Raw genomic sequence first — 23,316 nt, 5'->3', positions numbered from 1 at the left:
CTTTCGGGTAGGCACTCCCCTGTTGCGGACATAAAATACGTCCATGGGAGCACGTTTCAAAGAATATCAGGTCTTTTGGCGGGAATTTCGTCAAACCTTTCACACCACGGGAGCGGTGCTCCCCAGCGGTCGTAATCTCTGCAAAGCCCTGGCCAGTCAAGTCGGCCGCGACGAACTCCCTCGCCGCGTCCTCGAGGTTGGCCCCGGCACGGGTGCTGTCACCACCGAGATCATTCGCCGCCTCGGTCCGAACGATCGACTCGACTTGGTGGAGCTCAACGCACGCTTTGCGGCAACCTTGCGTGATCGGCTCGCCAGCGAGCCCAACTGGCAAAAGGTCGCCAATCGTGTTCGTGTTCTCGAAATGCCCATCGAACAACTCCCCAACGACGAAAAATACGAGTGCATTGTCTCGGGTTTGCCGCTTAATAATTTCTCATGTGACTTTGTCGAACAAGTTCTCAGCCACTTCCACAAGCTCGCCGCCGAAGGTTGTACGCTCAGCTTCTTTGAATACGTCGCGATTCGCAAAGCCAAGGCACTCGTGAGTTCCTCGTCGGAACGCACTCGGCTGTTGGGCATTGAAAAACTACTCAACGACGAGTTCGCCAATTGGGAATTCGCCCGCCAATGCGTACTCGCCAATGTTCCTCCCGCCTGGGTTCATCATCTCCGTTTCGCCAAGACGTTGCCCGCCACTGAAACCGTGCCTCAAATTCAACCCGCCGTAGGCTAAGATGGTCCGCATTCTCACCCTAGAAACCACCTGCGACGAAACCGCCGCGGCCGTCGTTACCGACGAACTCGAAGTCCTCGGCGCGGTCGTCGCTTCGCAAAGTCATCTCCACGACAACTACGGCGGCGTCGTTCCCGAGATTGCCTCACGCGCTCATGTCGAACGTATCTTGCCAGTGATCGAGCAGACGCTCGCTCAGGCTAATCTCAAACTCGGCGATCTCGATGCCATTGCGATTGCCAATCAACCCGGCTTGTCGGGGTCACTGTTGGTTGGCCTGATCGCCGCGAAAACGCTCAGCTTTGCTCACAATCTGCCGCTGATCGCCATCGATCACTTGCAGGCGCACATCTATGCTTGCCGCATCGATAGTGGCCGCGATGTGTTTCCCTGCATCGGTCTGATCGTCAGCGGCGGGCACTCGAATCTCTACCGCTGCGAAACGGCCCTCGACTTCACGCCCCTCGGGAGCACCATCGACGATGCCGCGGGCGAAGCCTTCGACAAAGTCGCGAGCATGCTCGGTCTGGGTTATCCCGGTGGACCAGCCATTCAGCGAGCGGCTGAAAAAGGCGATCCCCAAAAATTTCATCTCCCACGGCCACTTCTTGATAATAAGGACCGACTCGATTTCAGCTTCAGCGGCTTGAAGACCGCCGTCCGCTACGAACTCTTTGGCCCCGGTCGCCCCGAGATGGGTCAGGCGGCTCAGCTCGATCCGCAACTCGTGGCCGACATGGCGGCGAGCTTTCAGGAAGCAGTCATCGATTGCTTGCTGGCCAAGGCCGATCTCGCGATGAAAAAAACCCAGTACACGCGGCTCTGCGTCGGCGGCGGCGTTGCTGCCAACTCACGCTTTCGCGAGCGAATCGAAGCCCAAGCCAAACAAAACGGCTACGAACTGTTCATCCCTCCTCTCAGACTCTGCACCGACAACGCGATCATGGGAGCGATCGCCGTCGAGCGTTATCAAGCCGGTTTGTTTGAAGATCTGTCGCTCGATATTTCGGCAGGGCTTGTAAGGCATTGAGAAATACTCCGGGCGCTCACGCTGACGGCTCGCCCTACATTTATTCCGATAAAACTTAGCCCCGGGTGATCGAGAGGTCCTGCCGACCACACACCCGGGGCAGCGGCTTTCTCTGGTTCGTGTATTTCGCGCCTTTCGTAGTACCTTTCCCAACATCCGCGCAACAAAAAAAGCAGTGCGGCCTGGGTCAGCCGCACTGCTTCAAATTCTCGACATATCGTCGCGTAATTTTTTCTAACAAACGTCTCTTACAAACCCTGTGCCTTGCGTTGGCACGAAGGGCAGTACGAGGGGCTCTTCACCGAGCTATCGACATCGCCACGGAAGAACGACGTTTGGATCTTGCTCACCCGTTCACCATTTTGATAGGTGGCCAGCGTAGCTTGCCATTCTTCGTCGCTCACCTTGCCGGTCTTCTTGCACAACACGACCGAACCGGTCTTGTCGATGATCGCGGCAAACGGAAATTCTTCGGCCTTGAAGGCGTCAGCCACCTTCTTGCCGTATTCTGTGCTCACGTCGACGTGGCAGCATTCGTAAGCGTTAAGCAATTCTTCTTGCTCGCCTTCGGCGGTGAGTTGCTCTTCTTCAGCAGCTGCTTGAGGATCGCTCGGGTTGTCGAGCACGATCAACAAAGGACGGGCTTCGGCCCGCGAGGCTTCCAGGGCTTGGCCGTAGTCTGATTGCCACTCAACCGAATCGACGGAAACGCCCAAAGTCGAGAACGCAATCACGGTCATTGCCAAAAATTCAACCATTTCAACTCCTTTCGCGGCGAGGACGACGCTTGCGCGGATTCCTCGTCCAAAAAAATAAGTCGACCAGCGACACACTGGTCAGGCTCTTAATGGGAAAGCATGAGGCAGGGAAAAGGCGATTAGTCGTTGAACAGGCTCAAATGAGAAACGAGCCTTCGCAAGTCATCCTGACTGTTCGCCCAAAAAATAGAGGAAGGAAACTCAAGGTGGGAAATCACTCCCCGCAGGCAAACTCGTTCTGCCTCGCGGTGCTCCATTCCGAAGGAGCATGGGCGAATCTTAACGGGCCTCGCGTCGAATTCAAGTCGCGCGGTGGCAAACCCACGACATTTTGCGCGAATCAACCTGATTTGTTGCTATCATGCCGACTGCACTCGCAAGCCATAACCCCTTACCCAAAAACAACTTGACGCAATTCCGTGCGGATTGTCGCAGAAACTTTATTCCATTGAAATCGACGCGTGCAGTTTTCCACCCTACAATCGCAGCTTCATGCCTGCTCTTCGTCATGATCAAATTTCATTGTGATCGACATCTAAGGGATAAACACTATGCAACTGTTGTTTAGAACCGTTTTGGTACTCACGTTAGCAACGGCCTTTAACAATGCATTGCATGCGTATTTGATTGTCGGCACCGAACCAGATGGGAACGGCGGCTATGGGGTCGGCTTCAGCTTCGATCCTGAAGTGAATCTCATCATTGGGCAAGAATTCACGCTCAACCAGGCGATCACACTTGATGGAATCCATGTGTTCCTCAATGGCAATGGCACCGGCGGCCCACAAAGCGATTTCACGCTGTACCTCACCGACGCAATCGGCGACACGGCGACCGCCGCAAATGTCCTGGCCACGATGACGGGCACTTTTCCCGACAATCCCCCCGGCACGCATGCGCCCGTTTCGTTTTACGGATTCGGACCTTCGCTCGATGCCGGCACCTATTATCTGGTGATCACCTCGGACGGTGGCGCGGGCTCCGGCTGGGGATCGGGGGCTCCGATTATCCCGACGACTTACGGCACGGTCGGCAGCGCGTTCGTGGGAATCGTGGGTGGCGGCGCGGTCGGCGACTACACGAATCTCGATCCTGGGAATCCCCAAGCGGGCAACGTCAACTTTCAGTTCACACGCATCCCAGAACCGGCAAGCATCATACTGTTGGCCGCTTTCGTGTTCGTGGGGATGAAAGTGCGAAAGCGTTAATAGATGGCCGGGTAGGCTCCTGTTGATCTTTTCGCCAAGCAGTAAGCCCTGGTCCTTACTATTGCATGGACCCGTCGGAACTGGCTACTTCCACAATCTGTCCGCCGTCAATGTCGGGTGACCTCGTTCGTCGATGTCGTGCGATGGGTACGACGTCGGTTGCCAGCCCAACCGACTCCAAGCCTTTTATAAAGTAGTAATTCAGGTCAAATTCCCACCAGCGGGTTTGTAAAGAAGCGGCTGCTTGATCGGCGTGATGGTTGTTATGCCAACCTTCGCCACCGGTAATAAACGCCACAAACCAATTGTTGCGGCTGTGATCGCTCGTTTCGAAATTGCGATAGCCGAAGATGTGCGACAACGAATTGACGCTCCACGTGATGTGCCAAACATACACCGTGCGAGCAAAAACGCCCCACACCAACACGCTCATCGCCAATTGCAAGGCGGCCCCGTTGTCTTGTAGCACAAGATAAGAAATTCCCCAACTCACGAGGAAATAGAGCGATGCGTGCAGCAGATAAATCCAGGCAAACGCGAGTCGCGAACGCTCCAGATACATATAGAACGGATCTTGCAAGATATCGCGGGCGTATTTTTCGTAGAACGACAGCGGTGTGCCGCTTTGTTTCTTTACGCAGAGCCAGCCGATGTGCGCCCACAAGAAATTTACCAACGGCGTGTGTGGATCTTCCCGCTCGTCGGAATGGACATGATGCCTACGATGCCATGCCACCCATTTGGCCGGCGTTTCTTGAGCGCTGCACAAAGCAAAAACGACGAAGGTGTGTTCAAGCCATTTCGGCGTCTTAAAGCTCTTGTGTGTCAGTTGCCTGTGGTAACAGACGGGGATGCCCACTTGGCCGAAAATGATGACACCCACCCAGAAGGTAATCACGCCGGTCCAACTAAAAAACCACGGGAAAAAAATTCCCAGGGCTAGAATGTGCATCACGACAAATGAAATGATCGAATCGCGCTGCAGCGTCGTTACGTCGACGAGAGTCGGTAATGGAAAGGCCGGAGCAACAGGTTTAGAGGCGGTAGGAGCAGGCAAAGATTGACCACCTAACGGTAAAAGTCGAGTTGTCTCTAACCGTGACAATCTAAAACAATTCAGCCACCGTATTCCCAACGCAAAACGCGAACACCACGTACGCATGCTGGGCCAATAATTAGAGAGCAAATTAAGTACCGCACTTGATTAATACTGCAATAAAATTTGCCTGCCGTATTCAAATAACTTAAATTTACTATTTTTTATATTTATTCCTGATAACCCAAGCAGATGTCTTGTTAGTTGATCTCAACTCGTGTGAAAGTCGGATGATCAGACTGCAAGTGCCTGCACCATCAACGTTAGTGATTTAGTACTACTTAGCGATTTTAGAGAAGCTGAACTTTACCAGCTTAGCCGCTTGATTCAGGAAGAAACCTTTGGAGAACAAAAATTCTTGCCAAGGCTCATGTGGATGCGGTGCTAAACCGCGTGAAAAGAGAAGAAAGTCGGGGCGACATGATTCGAACATGCGGCCTCCTGCTCCCAAAGCAGGCGCTCTAGCCAGGCTGAGCTACGCCCCGTGACGCACGGACCGCGTTGCGATCCGGCTAAGATTGAGTATGGATATTACAGATCGGCCACAGGTTCGGCAATGCGAACGTGTAAGTATGTACACAAATCCGCCGATTTTGGCTGTAATTTGAGCAAATTCTGCACTGCTGATCAACGCTTCGCCATGGACAAAATTAGCGAATATTAGCGTGTATCAGCGGTTCGTCCGACCTAACCCACTTCCCGGAACATCGTGCTTTCGCCAGTCAAGATTCCCTTGAGCCGGTCAAACTCATCGAGATTTCCAAAGTGGATCGTGATCTTCCCCTTCCCCTTGGCCGACTGACGTAGCTCGACTTTGGTTCCCAAAGCGAGCCGAAGCTGATCTTCCAGCTGGGAGAGGTGACCACTTACGGACACGTTGGCGGGCGCAGAAGTTCCCTCGCCGGAGAATACTTTCAGCGGCTCGCCGTCGGCACGTTGGATATGTTCCGACACAAGCTGCTCAGTTGTCCGTACCGAAAGCGATTCGGCGGCGATCCGTTTGGCAAACATTTTTTGTTCTTCTTCATCGCCCAGCGGCAACAGCGCCCGGGCATGACCCTGAGAAATTTCTCCCGCGGCCACCAGTTGTTTCACCTGTTCAGGTAGCTCAAGCAAGCGAATCAAGTTGGCCACCGTAGAGCGGTCGACATTCACCCGGCCAGCGAGCTCTTCCTGGGTGCAACCATATTCTTGGATGTAGCGTTGGAAAGATGCCGCTTTTTCTAAGGCGTTGAGATCTTTGCGTTGGACGTTTTCGACAATCGCCAGCTCGGCCATCTGCCGGTCATCGACTTCGCGAACCAGCACAGGGACCTGATTCCAGGCGGCAAGCTGCGCGGCGCGGAAACGGCGTTCACCTGCGATGATTTGAAAACGTCCCATCATGGGACGCACGACGATCGGTTGCAAAAATCCGTGGGTGCGGATGCTGTCGCATAAATCAGCGATCTCAGCTTCGTCGAATTGTTGGCGAGGCTGATACGGATTGCGATCGATCATGACCAGATCGATCCATTGCTGCCCCGCGGAGTTGTCGCCATGCTCGAATTGATGCGATGGAGCTTGAGGTTCGCCCGCAAAATTCTCGCTGCCCACGGGGGCCTCATTCGAGAAACCCAACAGCGCTTCCAAACCACGGCCCAAGCGGCGTTCTTTATTCACGGTCCATTACCTCCAAGCAAAGTTCCACGTAAGCCCGCGCACCCCTCGATCGCGGAGCATAATCAACCACCGAGCATCCATGACTCGGCGCTTCCGAGACGGCAACGTCCCGGGGAATCACAGTTTGAAACACGACTTCGCCAAAAAAGTCGCGAACCTCGCGGTCGACTTCGGCCGTGAGCTCAAGGCTCGCGTCGTACATCGTCAGCAAGATTCCGCCAAATGAGAGCCGGCTGTTGGGCCGCTGCATCACTTGGCGAATCACATCGATCATTTGCGTCAGTCCTTCCATCGCGAAATATTCGCATTGGATCGGCATCAGCACTTCGCTCGCGCTTGCTAGCGCGGTCCGCGTCAATTGCCCGAGCGACGGCGGGCAATCGATCAGCACCGCGTCGAACGAGCCCAAGCTCCCGGCCAAATGCGTCGAGAGCATGTTCGATTGGCTGTCCGACGAATGGGCCAACGCGTCGACGTCCTGAAAGCTGCGGGCTCCCGGGAGCAGCGACAAATTGTCTTGTGTCGTGGCGACAAACGATTCCCGCAACGGCCGGCTATCAATCAAGGCATGCCGCTCAGTGGGTCGATGGCCCAGGCCGCTCGTAGCGTTGCACTGCGGATCGAGATCGACCAACAAAGTCCGTTGCCCGGCGAGTGCTAGCAGCGCCGCCAAATTGAGAGCGGTGGTCGTTTTGCCCACGCCCCCTTTCTGATTGGCAATGCAGATCACGCGGCCCATGCACAAAATCCTCTGTCGATGTCACGCCCAGGGATGGCAGTCCCATGGGCTTTATTATCGGCGCGAGGGAGCCGCGGAGGTCGTTTCACGTGAAACATCCGGACGAGTCAGCGCGTTTCACGTGGAACGCGCAAATTGCCAAGTCGCGCTGCTAGCACTTTTAGGGAGAATCGTTTCACGTGAAACAAAGGAAAGGGGGAAGGCGGAGTGCGGAGAATATTCAGTCCGCCTTCCGCCTTCCCCCCTCCGCCATTCTTACTCCAGCGGATTAAACAACAACCCGCTGAGCAGCTTTGGATAGAAATAGGTGCTCTTGGCTGGCATCCGCTCGTTGGCGTTTGAGATCGCGCGGATGTGTTCCACCGTGGCCGGCATCACCATCGCGGCGAGTTCGAAGCGGCCACCGCTTCCCATCTGGCCTGTGTGGTCACGACCCGCGGCGTCGCCATGCTGGAGGCCTTCGACGACTTCATCAATCGCGCGCACGTATTTCGGTGCGGGAAGATTGGGCTGGTCGAGAAGTGTATCCATGACCAGCCGATGTAGAATGCTCACGCCGAGGCCTTGCCAGTCGGCACAGTGATCGGAGGCAACTTCGGCCATTCTTTTCTGGCCTGCCATGTTCAGGCGTGCAATCGTCCAGGCTTGATCCTCGGCCGTGAAGAACGCCAAAGTCCCCTGCTCGCCTTCCATTTCAATCTCTTCCCACAGGCCGGGGGCACGTTCGGCACCTTGGCCGGCGTCTTCAAAATCGAAACAGCTCGCGAGCTTTTCTTTCAACTCGGCGGCAGTCATCTTGGGCAAGCCACGGAACAACCGGTGCGTCGGCAACACGATCATGCCGGGGTCGCTCATTGATACGCACATCATCATCACGAAGTTCGCGGGATGTTCGGCATCGAGCTGTTCGCCACGTTCGGCCATCTCGGCGGCTAGTTCATCGCGATAGTTGCAGGCGGTCTCGTAGCGATGATGGCCGTCGGCAATGTAGATTGGCAGCCCCCCCATGGCCCCGCTCACTTGTGTGCTGACATGGATGTCGACCACGGGCCAAATGCGATGCAGGACTCCCAGGTGGTCGGTCGCTTCGAGCGGTGCCACACCACGAATCGCTTCTTCCAAGATCTCTTGAGCTGTGTTTGCGTCGTCAGGGTAAAGGCCAAATATCTGGCTGCAGTTCGCCTTCAAAGCTTTCCACAGTTTGAGTCGATCAGCCTTCGCCCCACCGTGAGTTTCTTCGTGAGGGTAGATGTTCCCCTCGCCAAAGCGTTCCAGGCGCACGCGACACATGAACCCGCGCCGGGTGAACTCCTGGCCGCGTTCGGTGAAGACTTGGTGGTAGACGTAAAGCGCGGACTCGCCCTCGGTGAAGAGCACCCCTTCGCGGAGCCAGCCGCGCATCGTCTTCGCCGCGCGTGTGTAGCGGTTGTTGGCTTCGTCGTCGCCTTCTTGGTCCTGCCCGAGAATGATCCGCACGCAGTTGGCGGGGTGCAGGTCGTAGAGCTGTTGCTGCAGTTGGCTGTCGATGACATCGTAAGGCGGAGCGATCACATTGCTCAGCGAACCAACTTGGGCGAGGTCATAGCGAATACCGGGAAAGGCACTGATGTTGGGCATAGCGGGAGAGAGGGTTCAGGGGCTAGGGGTCGGAGGTGAGAACTAAGCGGGTCAGTGTACGAAATGTGGGCGCAAAAAAAAACCGCCGGCTTCCGCCAGCGGTTCGTTAGGAAATCTTTGCTAAGCCGCGAGCGGCATTAGTACCGGTAGTATTCCGGCTTGTAGGGGCCTTCGACCGGGATACCAAGGTAATCGGCTTGGGCCTTGGTGAGCTTGGTGAGCTTCACGCCGAGCTTGTCCAAGTGGAGGCGAGCGACTTCTTCGTCCAGCTTCTTGGGCAGTACGTGCACACCGAGCGGGTAGTTGTCGGTCTCTTGCCACAGGGCCAACTGAGCAAGCACCTGGTTCGTGAACGAGTTGCTCATCACGAACGAGGGATGGCCCGTTGCACAACCGAGATTCACCAAACGGCCTTCGGCCAGGATGATGATCGAGCGGCCACTCTTGGTGAAAGTGTACTTATCGACGGCACCCACTTCAGCCGGCTTGATGCGATCCTTCGTGGCACGACCAGCCTTCACTTCACCGTTGAGCCAAGCCATATCGATTTCGAGATCAAAGTGACCGATGTTGCAGACGATTGCGTCGTTCTTCATCTTCGACATGTGCTCGCCGGTGATGATATCGCGGCAGCCGGTTGTGGTGACGAAGATATCGCCTTGGGTGACGGCGTCTTCCATCGTGGTGATCTCATAACCTTCCATCGCGGCTTGCAGCGCGAGGATTGGGTCGATCTCGGTGAGAATCACGCGAGCACCCAAACCCTTCATCGACTGGGCCGAACCCTTACCAACGTCTCCGTAGCCAGCGATCACAACCACCTTGCCGGCGACCATGATGTCGGTGGCACGCTTGATGCCGTCGGCGAGCGATTCGCGGCAGCCGTACAGGTTGTCGAATTTGCTCTTCGTGACCGAGTCGTTCACGTTGATCGCGGGAACCTTGAGCTCGCCGCGCTCGTGCATCTGATACAGGCGATGTACGCCCGTGGTGGTCTCTTCCGACAGGCCGCGGATGTCTTCCAAGAATTCGGGATAGCGAGTGTGAACCATTGCGGTCAGGTCGCCACCGTCGTCGAGGATCATGTTGAGCGGCTTGCCCGAGGGGAAGAACAAGGTCTGCTCGATGCACCAATCGAACTCTTCCTCGCTCATGCCTTTCCAGGCGTAGACGGGGACTCCCGCTGCGGCGATCGCACAAGCGGCGTGATCCTGGGTCGAGAAAATGTTGCAGCTGCTCCAAGTCACTTCCGCGCCGAGATCGATGAGCGTCTCTATGAGAACGGCGGTTTGGATCGTCATGTGCAAGCAGCCGGCAATCCGCGCTCCGGCGAGCGGCTTGGTCTTGCCGTACTTTTCCCGCAAGGCCATCAAGCCCGGCATTTCGTTTTCAGCCAGTTCGATCTCTTTGCGGCCCCAGCTGGCGAGGCGTTCAAATTCGGCGTCGGAACATTTAAGGACTTTGTAGGGAAGCCTGGTTTCAACTTGGGCCACGTTCGGAAATCTCCATTAAGAATACTGATAGAAAGATCAAGGCAGCGGTCGATTCCTTGCCGACGTACTAACCGCCCGATTTTAACAACTTTAACGGTTGTATGAGTTTATCCCGCAAAGGGCTGGGCTGACAAGCGACAGGGCCCTATTCGCGGCCGATTTCGGCAAATCCGCGCTTCGCAGCCGCGATGAAGGCCCGCACTTTGTCGGGGTCTTTCTGACCGGGACTCGACTCGACGCCGCTGGCTACATCCACACCGTAGGGCCGAACGACCCGAATCGCTTCGGCCACGTTCTCCGGCGTCAGCCCACCCGCCAAGATCAGCTTCATGGGCTCTGGTCGATCAAAGTTCAATATCTCGATGCGGTCACCCAAGCTATCCCAATCAAGCCGGCGACCGGTCCCTCCATATTCCCCCGGCGCGACGGCGTCGATCAACAACGCCTCTGGGACGCGGCCAAACTTTTCGCACATCACGAGGTCGGCTTTCACTTTGATAAAGCCAGATTTGCCAATCCGAAAGACACGCAAGATGGGAAAGCTCGGCTCGACGTCTAATAAATAAGCCGGGGGTTGATCGCCATGTAACTGCACGGCATCGAGCCCCACACCGCGCGCGATTTCATTCAAATCATCCGCTGATTGCGTGACGAACACGCCGACTTTCAGCGAACGATTTCCCACGGCGTCGGCAATCTTTTTTGCCTCGACAAGCGGCACGTAACGCTTGCTGCCAGCAAAGTAATTCAGACCAATCGCATCGGCGCCAGCATCAACAGCAGTCAACGCATCAGTAGGATTCGTGATGCCACAAATTTTGATGCGGAACATGTGCGTCTCGCGTGGATCGTACGGCTAAACAAGACATTACCGGTTATGCATTGTCCCTGTTAAAGATTGAGGGTCAAGCTGAGTCGAATTGACACCCCAGAGGTGCAGGCCACGCGTCGGCATTGCCGATGGTGGAGAATGAGTGTCCCAGGCAGATTCCCTACGCATTGTTCACTCCGTTACCTAGTGAGTTCGCTATTGTGAACCAGGAAGTGCGCACCATGGAAGAGAGTTCCCCCATCGACACCATCGAGAGACCCTTTGTCGCGGCCCCCGATCCGGATCGCTATTTCCCCGCCACGGTGATCGAAGAGGCACGTCGTCGGCTTTCGCGCTGCATCGAGCGCGGCGAAGGCCCGGCCCTGTTGATCGGCGGCACGGGAACCGGCAAGTCGCTGCTGTTGGAAGTCCTCGCGCGCCAGTTCGAGAATAAGATGACGACCGTGCTGCTGGCTGGTGCTCAGCTTTGCACCCGCCGCGCGCTGCAACAATCGATCCTGTTCCAACTCGGCTTGCCCTACCGCCAGTTGGAAGAAGGAGACTTGCGGTTGTCGCTGCTCGAATTCTTGCGTCCGCTGGAAGGCAAGCCCCGCAAGTTGTTGCTACTTGTCGACGAGGCCGACTCGCTCCCCACGCGATTGCTGGAAGAACTCCGCGCGCTTACGAATATATCGTATAAGGGAGAACTGCTTGTTGGCCTCGTGCTGGTCGGCTGTGCCGCGCTGGAAGAGCGTTTTGCTGAACCAGAACTCGAGGTGTTTTCACAACGATTGGCTCATCGCTGCTATCTGGCTCCGTTGGGTCGCGAAGAAACCTTCCAATACTTACGGGCCCAAGTGGCGTCCGTCGGTATTGATCCGGCCAAACTTTATGCCCAAGACGGCCTCGAAGCGATTTTCACCGCCACCGACGGTGTGCCCCGGTTGATCAATCAAATTGGCGATCAACTTGTGTGGCTGGTAAGCGAAACTGGTTACGCTCCGATTGATGCCGACATAGTGCAACAAGCCTGGGCCGAGCTGCAACAGCTTCCAGCCCCTTGGAATCTAACAGCGACCGAAGAACTCAACAGCCCCGTCGAGTTCGGTGAGCTGTCGCTCAGTGCCGTGGAATTCAGTGCGCCTGCCATTGAAGAGAGTGACGACGAACTCCCCGCTTCGATCCCCATCAACGGTGTTCGTTTTGGAGCCTACGGCGACGGGGATGAATTCTTCGATTCGCTCCCCAATACCGCAGCCATCACAGACGAGTTCAAGAATCTCGGTACGATTGCCCAAACCTACACGGCCCCGCTAGCCAGGAATCCGTTCGAGGAAGATTTCGCTTCCGAGGAAGTGGTCTTCGATCAATACATGGGATTCGAGGATCAAATGCTGGCCGTCGCCCCCAAGGTGATCAACCGCATCGATACGGCCTTTGCCCAACAACTCAAGATGTGCGAGCTGCAAGCAGAGTCAGAAGCACTCTTGGCGCCGGTCAAAACGGAACCAGTCACTCGGCTCGAACAAGTGGCATTGAAAGCGGAGCCGGTTGCCTTCGCGCAATTGGAAGAAGAAGTGGAAGCAGCGGATTTCGGTGACGTGCTGATTGTCGAAGATGAACGGACCACCGGGCCCACGATCGTTTCCAGCCGCAACTTCCGTCAGTTGTTCAGCAGCCTCGAAGCAAACAACAAGCCCCATCGGGTTGGTTAACGCCCAGCGGACGCTCGCCACACGCTCATGCCAATGGTTGATCCCGCCGCGGTGTTGATTGGCTTGGCCACTTACAATGAGTTGGACAATTTGCCCGGACTGGTGGCGCTGATCCATACGATCTTGCCCGAAACCCAGGTGCTGGTCGTCGACGACAATTCGCCCGACGGCACGGGGGCATGGTGTCGGGAGTTCGCGGAGAAGGAAGAATGGTTCTCGTGCATTGAGCGCCCCGGCAAGCTGGGGCTTGGCTCGGCGATCACGTTGCTCATGCAAACCGCCATTGAGCGCGGGGCCAGCCATCTTGTCACGCTCGATGCCGATTGGAGCCATCCCCCCGACAAACTGCCCGCGCTGCTGCAAGCGGCAACCTATGCTGACGTGGTGATCGGTTCGCGTTACACCGCGGGGGGGCAAATCGTCGGCTGGCCCATGCAACGCCGGGTCATGAGCAAAGTGATCAATTCACTTTCGCAAAAAATTCTTGCTCTTCCGATCACCGACTTCAGCGGCAACTACCGCGTGTACACCACCCGCCTGCTCGCGGGGCTGCCCTGGCAGGAGATTAACTCCTCGGGCTATGCCTTCATCGAAGAAGTCTTGTGGCATCTAAAACTTGCCGGGGCGAAGTTCGCCGAGGTGCCGATCACGTTCACGAACCGCACCCGCGGGAAATCAAAAATCTCGTGGCGCGAAAGCGTCGGTGCCGTGCGGATGCTCACGCAGCTGGCGGCCAAACGATTCCGCAAGCGTTGATTTATTGACGGTTGTAACGATTAGCATACCGAGTACTGTGAAGACACTGCTGGGCAAGCCAGCAGTGGCACCCAATGTTCGCTGCTTCAGATATCGTTCTATACTTTGAGTGAGACCTTTTGCGGCAATTCAGCGAGAACGATGATGTCTAGAAACAATAACGATCTGCCAGAAGATTTCGATGACTCGGTCGAGGACGAACTCCCCTGCGAGTTGAAGGCCAAGATCGATCAAGCCCTGGCGGCGGATGATGAGATCTACACCAGTGGAGACGTTGAGATCAACATTGAGTTGACACTCGAAATCGCCGAAGCCGCGGCGGATGAAGCGTTGTTGGATTAGGGAGCAACGTCTAGCTTTGTAGCAAACGCTCATATTGGTCGTGCGGGCCGATCCAGAACCAAACTAATCCTTCAGAACGTTCCTTCGCAAGCGCACGATAATTCAACCCCACACGTGCGGACCAATATACTCCCACTTTCTTTAGACGTAGCGAAGGATGATGCGGGTCCTGCTTGAGCAAAGTGAAGTTTTTATCCGCCAAGTTACGCATCTCGTCGGGAAGCTGACGATAGTGAGCCCAGAATTCTGGCGTGGCCAGATGATTCATAGTGGCCTGCACCGTCCTGCCTCAAAGTCGGCATCCGCTCGCTGGCCGACAGAGTCAAGTCGCCCTGACAGAATATCCTGTTCAATTTGGCGATCCCACTGATCGGCGCGATATTCATCGAACCATTGCGCAAAACGAGCCATCTCCGTCGGGGAGAGTTGCGTGATGGCGTTTTCCAGTTCGTCAACGCTCATAGAATAAACCCCTACATGCGGAGGGATGTCAATTGTTTACAAGTCAATTCTACCACGGCAACCAATGTGAGTCAGTTCAAATCTTTTGAACTGAAAGGGAAAAGCCGGCAGCAAGCTGCCTCTCAACTGCAATCTGTGCTACAACACCGGTGAAATCGAGAGAGTATCCTGCATTCGTTATTGTTCCTGGTTCCTGGCCTAAGCCGACGTTAGCAAAAGCGTGGAAATTAACGTCGAGTTGACACTCGAAATCGCCGAAGCCGCGGCGGATGAAGCGTTGTTGGATTAGCTTAGCGCGATCGGCGTAGCCGAAACTGCTCTTGCAAGATTTCGCCCTGAAAGCCGACTTCGAATACGTGCAAACCAAATCGTTCGGAGAGTTCGCGGCATACTTTGATGCCACGCACGCTGTTGCCGCGTTCGTCGAGTGGCGGTGAAAAAATGCCGATGCCGCACACGCCCGGCACGACCGCGCAGATACCGCCACCCACGCCGCTTTTAGCCGGTAGGCCTACGCGATAGGCCCATTCGCCGGCGTAGTCGTACATGCCGCAGGAAAGCATGATACTCAGGATGTCTTTGACATATTCGTGATCGATCGCACGCTGCTTGGTGACGGGATTGACGCCTCCGTTGGCCAGGGTGGCTCCCATGACGGCTAAATCATGGGCGTGCACCAAAATGCCACACTGCTGAAAATATAATTCCAACGAGTCTTGAACCTGCTCCGTGACCATCCCGAAATTTAGCATCAAATGGGCAATGGCACGGTTGCGATGCCCCGTCGTCCGCTCGGAAAGAAACACCGCGTTGTCGACGTGCAAATCGCGCCCCGCGTAGGTGCTGAACATCGCCAGGATCCGTTTGATGCGATCGGCAAAGTCTTTGCCGCCGACGAGATCGGTCGTGGCAATCGCGCCGGCGTTCACCAGCGGATTAAACGGGCGATTGGAAACTTCATCCAGCACCACCGAGTTAAACGCTTCGCCGGTGGGTTCGACTCCCACTTTCTTGAGCACCGCCTCGCGGCCATGATCCTCGAGCGCCTTCCCGAAGACAAAGGGTTTCGACACCGATTGAATGCTAAAGAGCTGTTGGCTGTCGCCGACTTCAAAGATATCGCCGTCCACCGTCACAACGCAGATACCAAACCACTTGCGATCCGCGAGGGCCAACTCAGGAATGTAGCCGGCAACTTTACCTTCATCCAGTTCGCGATACTTGGCGTGGATCTCCTGCAAGGTCTTGCGAAACGGAGCGACTGAAGTCTTGAGGTTGCCAATCAACCCTTGGATCGGGTCATCAGAGTCGCTCATGGACATTGCCGGCTCGATTGCTAAATTCTGTTAAGGGATCAGGCCATGATCCGTGCGGCCACTTGCTGCAGCGCAAGCGTCATCGGATGGTCGGGAAAACGATTGACAAAAATTCCACTGCTCGCCAGACGGACGATTTCGAAGTTCATCGGTAAGAGCGCCGCCACTTCCGCCTGATAGGTGGTTTCTACTTTCTCGCGGAGTTGGACCGTATCCATGCCGGGCGGCACTTTATTTACCACCATCAACATGGTGGGGATATCGAGCCTGCGTGCCAGTTCGGCCGTGACGGCCGTCCCTTGAAAATCTTGGCTGTCGGGACGCATCACTAGGAGCAGAATATCGGAGATGGCAATCGAAAGCAGGGTTTCTTCGTTTACGCCTGGATGGGTATCGATGAACAAGTAATCAAGCCGCAAATCTTCGAGCAATCTTTGAAAACCGTCGTTGAGTTTGCCCACGTCGTAGCCGTCGCGCAGGATCTTGCTAATTTCGCCCGTCTTGATGCTTGAAGGAATCAAAAAAATGCGGGGACGTTCCGCGTCAGGCTCCGCCGTGCCAATCGCCGACTCGGTCACGTCGTATGCGGCCTCTTCGATTGGGCAGCGTTCCCACAGGTAGTCATTTAATGCCCGCACGATTCGGGACTCGGGCAACTGAAAGATCACATGGATGCCAGGGGATTGAATGTCGGTATCAATGACGCCCACGCGGTTCCCAGCCCGCGCCACGAGGACCGCGATATTGGCCGTCGTATTGGACTTGCCCGTGCCGCCGCGAAAGGAGTGTGTGGAAATAATTTTTGGCAAAAGACAATCCTTGGAGACGAGTTGAAACCCTTGCGGAGAAAGGGATGCTTTAGCTTGGCGATTCTCGCCTACGAGCTTTCATAATCTGCGATTGCTCCAACAGACCTTGAAATAAGGCGTCTTCGGTAATGTGGCGAACTTCTTCTTGTGTCCGGGCCTCGTCAACCGCCAGCATCGCAATCATGCTCGGATCAAAATTACTTATTGTTTCGGTGCGCGTCGGCTCTGCCTCGGTAAGTCTCACGCGCAGCATGGGTCCGTCGGTTCCCAAGCGAAAGATTGTTTGGTCGGTCAGTTGGAACTCCGAGACAAGGTGATTGTCGATCACCGTGCCGTTGCGTCCCAGCGAAATAAGCTGCCAGCCGTTCTCCTGCCAGACCAACTTGGCGTGTAGCCGCGAAACTTGCTGATCGGCGATGGCAATATGATTGTCTTCGGCGCGACCGATCGTGATCGAGGGAAGATTATCGAAACGCCACGCTTGAATAGGACGACCCTGCGCGGAGTCCAGCAATTGAATGAACAGGCTGCGCGGGGATTGAGGGTCAGAGTCGTTGGTCATCACGCCCAACACTTCCTTCCCGCCTACCATCCATTAAGTTGTCGTCGAGGGATTTGCCTTTCCCACGGTGACGATTCTAAAGGACCGTTGGTCGCAATGCAATCAGTTCGCCGCATCCTTTTGGATCATTGTCAAAGTACTTAATTTCTTACCTTGCCCCCGCAACCTGCACTTCAATGCCGTCCGGATCGGGAAAGTATACCCGGCCGCCCGTTTCGCGAGGATTGATTCCCTCCGCACGCAGTTTCGCCACGGCCGAGGCAGTATCAAAATTCTTGATGCCGTAGCAGTAATGATTTAACTGCGGCTTGTCAGCACGAAACAACGTCAAAAAGAATTCGCCATCCGCCCCCATGAACAGGGCATTGTCATCGCCATTGGTGACGCGCAGTCCCAAATGCTCGGCATAAAAGTCGCGCGAACGCGGCACGTCGGTCACATCCAAGGCAATGTGGTGCAGGCCCGTGGCCTGAAACGTCGGCGCTTTGGATTTCGTGTCTTCTTGCGCTAGCGCGTTGTCCGCCGTCATGGCCATGGCGGCTCCTAGCCCCATCAATCTTGCCACGAGTTGCCGGCGCGTGATTTTACCGGCTTCAAAATCAGCAACAAGTTTTTCCGCGAGATTTGTGTTCATAGGAATTTCCTGCTAATTGCTAGATATGAGTCGTACACATAAATTCGCTATGCGTCGTCGCTAGACGACTGTATAAGTACGCTATGACATACGCTACTTTTTGGCAACGACTGTTGGCAGTTCTTATTGATGGGCTCGTTCTCTTTCCACTGGTTATCCTGTCGTGGTGGCTGGAGGGATTTTCAAAGCCCTCGGCTTATCTTGTTAATTTAGTTCGCTTTGTCATTCTGAATGGCTACCAAGTTTACTGTCATGGACGTTATGGCCAAACTGCGGGCAAGTATGCGATTGGCATTCGTGTCTTACAACTCAATGGTGAAAAGATTACTTGGAAACAGGCATGGCTACGTAGTTCAGCGGATATCCTACTTGGTGGCATAATTCTTTTTGGTACGCTTCACACATTGTCTATTATGCCCATCTCCGATTTTTATTTGGGCTGGTACGATCGAGGTAAAATCATCAAGCAGTTGAAGCCAGACTGGCTAATTATTATGATCCGGATTGCTCAGGTCTGGACTGTATGCGGTGCGGTTGCAATTTTATTGAGCAAGAAACGACGTTCACTCGACGACCTTATTGCTAAAACTTTAGTGGTCGATTTGCAATCAGGATGAGGAGTCAAACCGAGCCAACCATCCACTGTGTGCTACAATTCAATACTAAGGATTCAAACTCCACGAAGATCCATTGATCTCGAGGTTTGAAAATGGGTGCTTATCGCTATCTGGTGTTTCCACGACGTCAGCAGCCGACGACGGACGAGGTGGCCGAATTTCAAACTTATGCGATGCTGCTCAAACGTCGCTATGCGATCGGTCGCGAGAGCAAAACGGATGCGCTCGTAATTGCCTTTGAACAAGAGGTGTTCGACCAAGCCTTATCCGCGGACGAAGGTTTTGAGTTGCTGATTCGCAAGTGGCAAGTTCACGGCTGCGAACTGGTCGACAAGCTGAAGTTTGTGAAAGATCCCGACGCGCTTAAGCCAACGCGTGTCCATCCGCTCGAGCGTCATCCTTCGCCGGCAAAAATCCTGGCGGCGAAACAGCAATTGGCTCAGGAGGCCATCGCGAAATCACTGCTTAACGTCGAGCAGACTTTGTCGCGGATGACATGGCTGCAACGCGTGGGAAGAAGTGTCCCCTACGCTCTGATCGCGCTAGGAACAATCGGAATGATTGCCATGGGGTTTGCAGTCAGCAGTCGCCTCGAAAGTGCCGGCCGTGAGCGACGTCAAGACACCTTTGAACGAGTTTCGACCGATGCCATGCAAGAAAAACTAGAAGCCGAAACCGCCTTGGCCACAGATTAATGGCTAATATCGCTTGGCATTCAAGTTGCACTCTTTTCAAGGAACCCGACACTAGCGCGTTGCGGCTCAGATACACTTCAGAGAGGATCACGCCATGGAACACTCACTAGCAACGGCGGAAGTCATTAGCAAAATGGCTTATCGCATTTGGGAAGAGGCGGGTAAGCCCGCAGGCACTGGCGAAGCGGATTGGCTCGAGGCAGAACGGCTTTACTGCGCGCAGCATCATTGCGAAGATGATCCCACGGTCGTCGGCGTCGTTCAGGAAGCGTCCGAGGAGTCGTTCCCCGCGAGCGATGCCCCCGCTTGGACCGGCGCGGCGGTGACAGGAACCGTGAATCCCATCAAAATCCCCGAAAGGATCCCAACTATGCCTAAAATTACAGTCGACGGAGTCTGCAGCGTCGAAGTCCCCCTGGGTAAACGACTCGTCCTGGCGTTGACCGAAGATGCGGGCATCGACCAATTGCATGCCTGCGGCGGCAAGGCACGCTGCACGACTTGTAAAGTCGAATTCGTCGACGGGGAACCCGACAAGATGACCGTGGCCGAACGCGACGTCCTCGCGGCGAAGGGACTTACCGGCGTGCGGCTGAGTTGCCAGATCCTTTGCGAACACGACATGACCGTGCGGGCCACGAGCCGCTTTGAAGGGAGCGGGCGCAAAGATGCCGGTAGCCCCGTGGCAACGGAAATCGAACCACCTGCGGAGTGGATCGACAAATAATTCTTCTCGTCAATCTTCTCTCAGACGTGAGGATTAATCCACGGTCTGCGTAAGTTTGCTATCCAACGTATTGCTGTGGCTCGTGTCGTTCGGAATTTCCGGCATGACGCGTTGACGATTGCGCCCATTGGTCGAGTTACAGCGGCAACATCAAGCAGAGCGCCGTCTTAGCCAGAAAATATGGCCTAGAATTCACTGGCTTTTCGGCTCGCCAGTTTTGGCGGCACACAACTTTTCCTTGGTGATTCTCATCCACAAACGCACATGTTCGTGCGACTTCCCGCGGAGAGGGATTGCCACGGAATACCACACAACTTTGGGGGGGATTGACTATGTCTTGTTTGAATTCACGATTGGGCGTTGCGGCCACACTACTGGTGTTGGCAACCTTGATTGCCAGCCCTGTTTTTGCACGGGGTGGCGGTGGTGGACGAGGCGGTGCCGGTCGAGGTGCCGGAGGTGGCGGGCGACAAAGCGCAGCTCCACGTGGTGATCGCAACTTCCGCGACCAGGGGCAGATCGGCAACGGCAATAGACAGTTCCAACAGGATCGAGCGATCCAAGGAGACGCAAATAACGCGATCGATACCCGCGGTTTGGATAACCAAAATCTATCGAATGCCTTCAAGCAACAAGGATTTGACAACCGCAATGGTCAAGTTCAACAAGCGGCTCGCGATCGGGCGAACAACTTCCAGAATCGGAATCAGCCCTTTTCGCCTGCTTGGTATGCCGACCATCCGCAAGCTTGGCGATACGCCAATCCTCGTGCTGGCGTGATAGCGGCTGCCAGCATCGCCTCCGTCGGCGCATGGATCAGTGATGATTACTATGTGCCTGTTGATGACACGGATGACACAATTGGCTATGAGGAAACTCCTTCGGAGACATACGCACCTCAGCAGACGATGGCAAACGTTGCCCCGGATACGCAAGAATGGATGACCTTAGGAACATACTCCTTATCGTCCAATCAGAATTCGTCTCCCTCGGTGATGCTGCAATTGGCGGTCGATCATGCGGGCGAACTTCGTGGGGTCTACTACGATTCGTTCACCAATACGACGCACAACGTGGTTGGCACATTGAATCCCAAGACCAAGCACGTTCAATGGTCGTTCGATACCAATCAGGATGTGACATTTCAAACGACAATGAATCAACTGTTGCAACCCACGGGTAGCGTCGCCGTAAACTTCGCCACGGGCCAACAGCAATGGCAACTCGCACGAGTCGACCAGACGGCGCAGGGGAATTAACGTCGTTTCACCTTTCGTGTAGTCGACAATTTGAGAAACGCCCGCGTCAAAGGGATTTTGGCGCGGGCGTTTTTGCATTTCGGGCATCGCTTTAGAAAGATCTGTAAACCGCTTATTATCGCTAATAAAACGCTCATGAGATTAGCGATTATTAGCGTTAATCAGCGGTTTACTTCTGTTACGGTATCTCGCTAAACGGCTGGAAATCGCAGTCCGTTTCTGTAAAATCGAAGGTTCTCATTTCCAGACTTTTCCTTCGCTTTTCAGACCGGGAGACTTGTCGATGTCGGCAGCCAGCGGGCAGATTGATACCGTTATGCACGAAACGCGGCTGTTTCCGCCGAGTGCGGAATTTTCAGCCCAGGCACGGATCAAATCACTTGCCGAATATGAGCAGCTCTGGAACCATGCGAAGAGCGACCCCGTCAAATTTTGGTCCGACCTTGCTCGCGAAGAATTACATTGGTTCAAGCCGTTCACCAAAGCTCTCGAGTGGAACGAACCGTTCGCCGAGTGGTTCGCCGATGGCGAAACGAACGTGTCCTACAACGCGCTCGATAAGCACATCGCTGAAGGCCGCGGCGACCGCATGGCAATTCTTTGGGAAGGTGAGCCCGGCGACGAACGCAAACTTACCTACACCGATTTGCATCGCGAGGTCTGCAAGTTCGCCAACTGCCTGAAATCGCTCGACATTCAAAAAGGCGACGTTGTTTCGATTTACATGCCGATGGTTCCCGAGCTCGCCATCGCGATGCTCGCCTGTGCGCGAATCGGGGCGATTCATTCGGTGATCTTCGCGGGCTTCTCCGCCGAAGCGATTGCCGACCGCAATAACGACGCGAAAGCCAAGCTGCAAATCACGGCCGATGCCGGTTGGCGGCGCGGCAAGGCGCTACCGCTCAAGCAAACTGTTGATGAAGCGCTCGCCAAATCGACGACCGTAAAACATTGCATTGTGCTCGACCGTGTGAATGAAGCGATCCATATGGAAAAAGGACGCGATCATTGGTGGCATGAAATGATGGCCAAGGCCTCGGCCGATTGCCCCGCCACGCCGCTCCCTAGCGAAGCACCGCTGTATATTTTGTACACGAGCGGTTCGACCGGAAAACCCAAAGGGATCAAGCACACCACGGCGGGCTACAATCTGTTCGCCAAAAAGACGTTCCAGTGGGTCTTCGATCATCGCGACGAGGACGTCTATTGGTGTACCGCCGACTGCGGCTGGGTCACGGGGCATACCTACTTCGTTTACGGTCCACTCAGTGCCGGTGCAACGTGCGTGATGTACGAAGGGGCCCCCAACGCCCCCGATGAAAGCCGCTTCTGGCAGATCATCGAAAAGTACAAAGTCACGATCTTCTACACGGCCCCCACGGCGATCCGCGCGTTCATCAAGTGGGGCGACCATCACGTCGCCAAGCACGACCTCAGCAGCTTGCGCCTCTTGGGCACGGTGGGCGAAGGAATCAATCCCGAAGCATGGATGTGGTATCACCGCGTCATCGGCGGCGAGCGCTGCCCGATTGTCGATACTTGGTGGCAAACAGAAACCGGCGGCATCATGATGAGCCCACTTCCTGGGGCGATTGCTACCAAGCCCGGCAGTTGCACCAAGCCTTTGCCAGGGATCATTCCCGAGATCGTCGACGAAACGGGCAAGCCCGTTGGGATCAACCAAGGGGGATGGCTTACGATCGCTCATCCTTGGCCGGGCATGCTCCGTGGTATCTGGGGCGACGATGAACGCTATAAGGAAGTCTACTGGAGCAAAGTCAAAGGCAGGTACCTCGCCGGCGATAATGCGCGTTGCGACGACGATGGCTATTACTGGATTATGGGCCGCATCGATGACGTGCTGAACGTCTCAGGTCATCGGCTCAGCACAATCGAAATCGAAAGCGCGCTCGTGTCGCATCCCAACGTCGCCGAAGCCGCGGCGGTGGGTCGCCCTGATGAGCTCAAGGGAGAAGCGGTCGCCGTGTTTGTGACGCTCAAAAATGCCGTGCCCAGCGACGAACTCCGCAACGCCCTCAAGCAGCACGTGCGCAAAGAAATCGGCGCACTCGCCCAACCCGACGACATCCGCTTCACGGGCAGCCTTCCCAAAACTCGCAGCGGCAAGATCATGCGGCGGTTGCTCAAAGACATCGCCGCCGGCAAGGAAACGGTCGGCGATACCACGACGCTCGAAGATTACAGTGTCCTGGCGAAGCTCAAGGAAGACGACGAGTAGCCTTTCACCCATCCGGGGGGAGGGAAAATCTCC

General features: G+C 55.3%; 24 protein-coding genes and 1 tRNA gene. 11 read left to right on the top strand and 14 right to left on the bottom strand.

Annotated elements, in window-relative coordinates:
- Positions 1–43 precede the first annotated feature (43 nt).
- Positions 44–736, top strand: coding sequence for a class I SAM-dependent methyltransferase (locus AC6T8Q_RS05050; protein ID WP_500678038.1), 693 nt, complete (start codon positions 44–46; stop codon positions 734–736).
- A gap of 1 nt (position 737) precedes the next feature.
- Positions 738–1,766, top strand: a complete 1,029-nt coding sequence (tsaD, locus tag AC6T8Q_RS05045) for a tRNA (adenosine(37)-N6)-threonylcarbamoyltransferase complex transferase subunit TsaD (protein WP_500678037.1) — start codon at positions 738–740, stop codon at positions 1,764–1,766.
- A 248-nt stretch (positions 1,767–2,014) separates the two neighbouring features.
- On the opposite strand, the gene AC6T8Q_RS05040 is transcribed toward tsaD, so the two are convergent.
- Positions 2,015–2,524 carry a thioredoxin domain-containing protein gene (locus tag AC6T8Q_RS05040; RefSeq protein WP_496919673.1) on the bottom strand — a complete coding sequence of 170 codons (510 nt, stop codon included), beginning with the start codon at positions 2,522–2,524 and terminating at the stop codon, positions 2,015–2,017.
- A 551-nt stretch (positions 2,525–3,075) separates the two neighbouring features.
- On the opposite strand from AC6T8Q_RS05040, the gene AC6T8Q_RS05035 reads away from it, so the two are divergent.
- Positions 3,076–3,732, top strand: a complete 657-nt coding sequence (locus AC6T8Q_RS05035; RefSeq protein ID WP_500678036.1) for a hypothetical protein — start codon at positions 3,076–3,078, stop codon at positions 3,730–3,732.
- Between the two features lie 58 nt (positions 3,733–3,790).
- Here the strand turns inward: AC6T8Q_RS05035 and AC6T8Q_RS05030 are convergent, their stop codons facing one another.
- The 7 genes from AC6T8Q_RS05030 to AC6T8Q_RS05000 form a co-directional block, all read right to left on the bottom strand.
- Positions 3,791–4,789, bottom strand: coding sequence for an acyl-CoA desaturase (locus AC6T8Q_RS05030; RefSeq protein WP_500678035.1), 999 nt, complete (start codon positions 4,787–4,789; stop codon positions 3,791–3,793).
- Positions 4,790–5,238: 449 nt separating this feature from the next.
- Positions 5,239–5,313, bottom strand: a tRNA-Pro gene (locus AC6T8Q_RS05025).
- Between the two features lie 202 nt (positions 5,314–5,515).
- A complete protein-coding gene (locus AC6T8Q_RS05020) occupies positions 5,516–6,490 on the bottom strand; it encodes a ParB/RepB/Spo0J family partition protein (RefSeq protein ID WP_500678034.1) in 975 nt (324 codons plus the stop codon).
- Entirely contained in the window at positions 6,483–7,229 is a 747-nt protein-coding gene (locus AC6T8Q_RS05015) for a ParA family protein (RefSeq protein ID WP_500678033.1), read from the bottom strand. Before AC6T8Q_RS05015 ends, AC6T8Q_RS05020 begins: the two co-directional genes overlap by 8 nt.
- Before the next feature lie 255 nt (positions 7,230–7,484).
- Positions 7,485–8,846: a DUF1015 domain-containing protein gene (locus tag AC6T8Q_RS05010; protein WP_500678032.1), complete on the bottom strand. Its 1,362-nt coding sequence runs from the start codon at positions 8,844–8,846 to the stop codon at positions 7,485–7,487.
- A gap of 137 nt (positions 8,847–8,983) precedes the next feature.
- Positions 8,984–10,339: an adenosylhomocysteinase gene (ahcY, locus tag AC6T8Q_RS05005; protein WP_500678031.1), complete on the bottom strand. Its 1,356-nt coding sequence runs from the start codon at positions 10,337–10,339 to the stop codon at positions 8,984–8,986.
- Positions 10,340–10,484: 145 nt separating this feature from the next.
- On the bottom strand, positions 10,485–11,171 hold the full coding sequence (locus AC6T8Q_RS05000) for a phosphoribosylanthranilate isomerase (RefSeq protein ID WP_500678030.1): 687 nt from the start codon (positions 11,169–11,171) through the stop codon (positions 10,485–10,487).
- A gap of 221 nt (positions 11,172–11,392) precedes the next feature.
- On the opposite strand from AC6T8Q_RS05000, the gene AC6T8Q_RS04995 reads away from it, so the two are divergent.
- From AC6T8Q_RS04995 to AC6T8Q_RS04985, 3 genes are all read left to right on the top strand, one after another.
- Positions 11,393–12,865 (top strand): ExeA family protein, encoded by a 1,473-nt coding sequence (locus AC6T8Q_RS04995; RefSeq protein WP_500678029.1) that lies wholly within the window; start codon positions 11,393–11,395, stop codon positions 12,863–12,865.
- Positions 12,866–12,892: 27 nt separating this feature from the next.
- A complete protein-coding gene (locus AC6T8Q_RS04990) occupies positions 12,893–13,621 on the top strand; it encodes a polyprenol monophosphomannose synthase (RefSeq protein ID WP_500678028.1) in 729 nt (242 codons plus the stop codon).
- A gap of 144 nt (positions 13,622–13,765) precedes the next feature.
- Positions 13,766–13,963 (top strand): hypothetical protein, encoded by a 198-nt coding sequence (locus tag AC6T8Q_RS04985; RefSeq protein ID WP_500678027.1) that lies wholly within the window; start codon positions 13,766–13,768, stop codon positions 13,961–13,963.
- A 10-nt stretch (positions 13,964–13,973) separates the two neighbouring features.
- On the opposite strand, the gene AC6T8Q_RS04980 is transcribed toward AC6T8Q_RS04985, so the two are convergent.
- From AC6T8Q_RS04980 to AC6T8Q_RS04955, 6 genes are all read right to left on the bottom strand, one after another.
- Positions 13,974–14,231: a type II toxin-antitoxin system RelE family toxin gene (locus AC6T8Q_RS04980; RefSeq protein ID WP_500678026.1), complete on the bottom strand. Its 258-nt coding sequence runs from the start codon at positions 14,229–14,231 to the stop codon at positions 13,974–13,976.
- A complete protein-coding gene (locus AC6T8Q_RS04975; protein ID WP_500678025.1) occupies positions 14,228–14,425 on the bottom strand; it encodes a hypothetical protein in 198 nt (65 codons plus the stop codon). Before AC6T8Q_RS04975 ends, AC6T8Q_RS04980 begins: the two co-directional genes overlap by 4 nt.
- 290 nt (positions 14,426–14,715) lie before the next feature.
- The gene (glsA, locus tag AC6T8Q_RS04970) at positions 14,716–15,741 is read right to left on the bottom strand and encodes a glutaminase A (RefSeq protein ID WP_500678024.1); all 1,026 of its coding nucleotides are present in this window, start codon (positions 15,739–15,741) and stop codon (positions 14,716–14,718) included.
- Between the two features lie 38 nt (positions 15,742–15,779).
- Complete coding sequence (locus tag AC6T8Q_RS04965) at positions 15,780–16,550, bottom strand: MinD/ParA family ATP-binding protein (protein WP_496919688.1); 771 nt, start codon at positions 16,548–16,550, stop codon at positions 15,780–15,782.
- A 49-nt stretch (positions 16,551–16,599) separates the two neighbouring features.
- On the bottom strand, positions 16,600–17,142 hold the full coding sequence (locus tag AC6T8Q_RS04960) for an FHA domain-containing protein (RefSeq protein ID WP_500678023.1): 543 nt from the start codon (positions 17,140–17,142) through the stop codon (positions 16,600–16,602).
- Between the two features lie 118 nt (positions 17,143–17,260).
- Complete coding sequence (locus tag AC6T8Q_RS04955; protein ID WP_500678022.1) at positions 17,261–17,746, bottom strand: VOC family protein; 486 nt, start codon at positions 17,744–17,746, stop codon at positions 17,261–17,263.
- 83 nt (positions 17,747–17,829) lie between these two features.
- Here AC6T8Q_RS04955 and AC6T8Q_RS04950 point away from each other — a divergent pair, with 83 nt between their 5' ends.
- From AC6T8Q_RS04950 to acs, 5 genes are all read left to right on the top strand, one after another.
- Positions 17,830–18,363: an RDD family protein gene (locus AC6T8Q_RS04950; RefSeq protein ID WP_500678021.1), complete on the top strand. Its 534-nt coding sequence runs from the start codon at positions 17,830–17,832 to the stop codon at positions 18,361–18,363.
- A gap of 92 nt (positions 18,364–18,455) precedes the next feature.
- Complete coding sequence (locus AC6T8Q_RS04945) at positions 18,456–19,058, top strand: hypothetical protein (protein WP_500678020.1); 603 nt, start codon at positions 18,456–18,458, stop codon at positions 19,056–19,058.
- Positions 19,059–19,152: 94 nt separating this feature from the next.
- On the top strand, positions 19,153–19,785 hold the full coding sequence (locus AC6T8Q_RS04940) for a DUF2934 domain-containing protein (protein WP_500678019.1): 633 nt from the start codon (positions 19,153–19,155) through the stop codon (positions 19,783–19,785).
- A 332-nt stretch (positions 19,786–20,117) separates the two neighbouring features.
- Positions 20,118–21,044, top strand: coding sequence for a hypothetical protein (locus AC6T8Q_RS04935; RefSeq protein ID WP_500678018.1), 927 nt, complete (start codon positions 20,118–20,120; stop codon positions 21,042–21,044).
- Positions 21,045–21,327: 283 nt separating this feature from the next.
- On the top strand, positions 21,328–23,283 hold the full coding sequence (acs, locus tag AC6T8Q_RS04930; RefSeq protein ID WP_500678017.1) for an acetate--CoA ligase: 1,956 nt from the start codon (positions 21,328–21,330) through the stop codon (positions 23,281–23,283).
- Positions 23,284–23,316 lie beyond the last annotated feature (33 nt).

It is taken from the genome of Bythopirellula sp. (assembly GCF_041737835.1).
GTDB lineage: Bacteria > Planctomycetota > Planctomycetia > Pirellulales > Lacipirellulaceae > Bythopirellula.
Note: the sequence above shows the minus strand (reverse complement) of the source record. Positions and strands in the feature narration are given on the sequence as shown.

What these genes read in the sequence shown, in the direction of transcription:
- AC6T8Q_RS04950 (WP_500678021.1), top strand. Translation starts at nt 17,830, where the DNA reads ATGACATACGCTACTTTTTGGCAACGACTGTTGGCAGTTCTTATTGAT.
- AC6T8Q_RS04980 (WP_500678026.1), bottom strand. Translation starts at nt 14,231, where the DNA reads ATGAATCATCTGGCCACGCCAGAATTCTGGGCTCACTATCGTCAGCTT.
- AC6T8Q_RS04995 (WP_500678029.1), top strand. Translation starts at nt 11,393, where the DNA reads ATGGAAGAGAGTTCCCCCATCGACACCATCGAGAGACCCTTTGTCGCG.
- AC6T8Q_RS04975 (WP_500678025.1), bottom strand. Translation starts at nt 14,425, where the DNA reads ATGAGCGTTGACGAACTGGAAAACGCCATCACGCAACTCTCCCCGACG.
- AC6T8Q_RS05000 (WP_500678030.1), bottom strand. Translation starts at nt 11,171, where the DNA reads ATGTTCCGCATCAAAATTTGTGGCATCACGAATCCTACTGATGCGTTG.
- acs (WP_500678017.1), top strand. Translation starts at nt 21,328, where the DNA reads ATGTCGGCAGCCAGCGGGCAGATTGATACCGTTATGCACGAAACGCGG.
- AC6T8Q_RS05010 (WP_500678032.1), bottom strand. Translation starts at nt 8,846, where the DNA reads ATGCCCAACATCAGTGCCTTTCCCGGTATTCGCTATGACCTCGCCCAA.
- AC6T8Q_RS04990 (WP_500678028.1), top strand. Translation starts at nt 12,893, where the DNA reads ATGCCAATGGTTGATCCCGCCGCGGTGTTGATTGGCTTGGCCACTTAC.
- tsaD (WP_500678037.1), top strand. Translation starts at nt 738, where the DNA reads ATGGTCCGCATTCTCACCCTAGAAACCACCTGCGACGAAACCGCCGCG.
- AC6T8Q_RS04945 (WP_500678020.1), top strand. Translation starts at nt 18,456, where the DNA reads ATGGGTGCTTATCGCTATCTGGTGTTTCCACGACGTCAGCAGCCGACG.
- AC6T8Q_RS05040 (WP_496919673.1), bottom strand. Translation starts at nt 2,524, where the DNA reads ATGGTTGAATTTTTGGCAATGACCGTGATTGCGTTCTCGACTTTGGGC.
- AC6T8Q_RS05015 (WP_500678033.1), bottom strand. Translation starts at nt 7,229, where the DNA reads ATGGGCCGCGTGATCTGCATTGCCAATCAGAAAGGGGGCGTGGGCAAA.
- glsA (WP_500678024.1), bottom strand. Translation starts at nt 15,741, where the DNA reads ATGAGCGACTCTGATGACCCGATCCAAGGGTTGATTGGCAACCTCAAG.
- AC6T8Q_RS04940 (WP_500678019.1), top strand. Translation starts at nt 19,153, where the DNA reads ATGGAACACTCACTAGCAACGGCGGAAGTCATTAGCAAAATGGCTTAT.
- AC6T8Q_RS05050 (WP_500678038.1), top strand. Translation starts at nt 44, where the DNA reads ATGGGAGCACGTTTCAAAGAATATCAGGTCTTTTGGCGGGAATTTCGT.
- AC6T8Q_RS05035 (WP_500678036.1), top strand. Translation starts at nt 3,076, where the DNA reads ATGCAACTGTTGTTTAGAACCGTTTTGGTACTCACGTTAGCAACGGCC.
- AC6T8Q_RS04935 (WP_500678018.1), top strand. Translation starts at nt 20,118, where the DNA reads ATGTCTTGTTTGAATTCACGATTGGGCGTTGCGGCCACACTACTGGTG.
- AC6T8Q_RS04985 (WP_500678027.1), top strand. Translation starts at nt 13,766, where the DNA reads ATGTCTAGAAACAATAACGATCTGCCAGAAGATTTCGATGACTCGGTC.
- AC6T8Q_RS04955 (WP_500678022.1), bottom strand. Translation starts at nt 17,746, where the DNA reads ATGAACACAAATCTCGCGGAAAAACTTGTTGCTGATTTTGAAGCCGGT.
- AC6T8Q_RS04960 (WP_500678023.1), bottom strand. Translation starts at nt 17,142, where the DNA reads ATGGTAGGCGGGAAGGAAGTGTTGGGCGTGATGACCAACGACTCTGAC.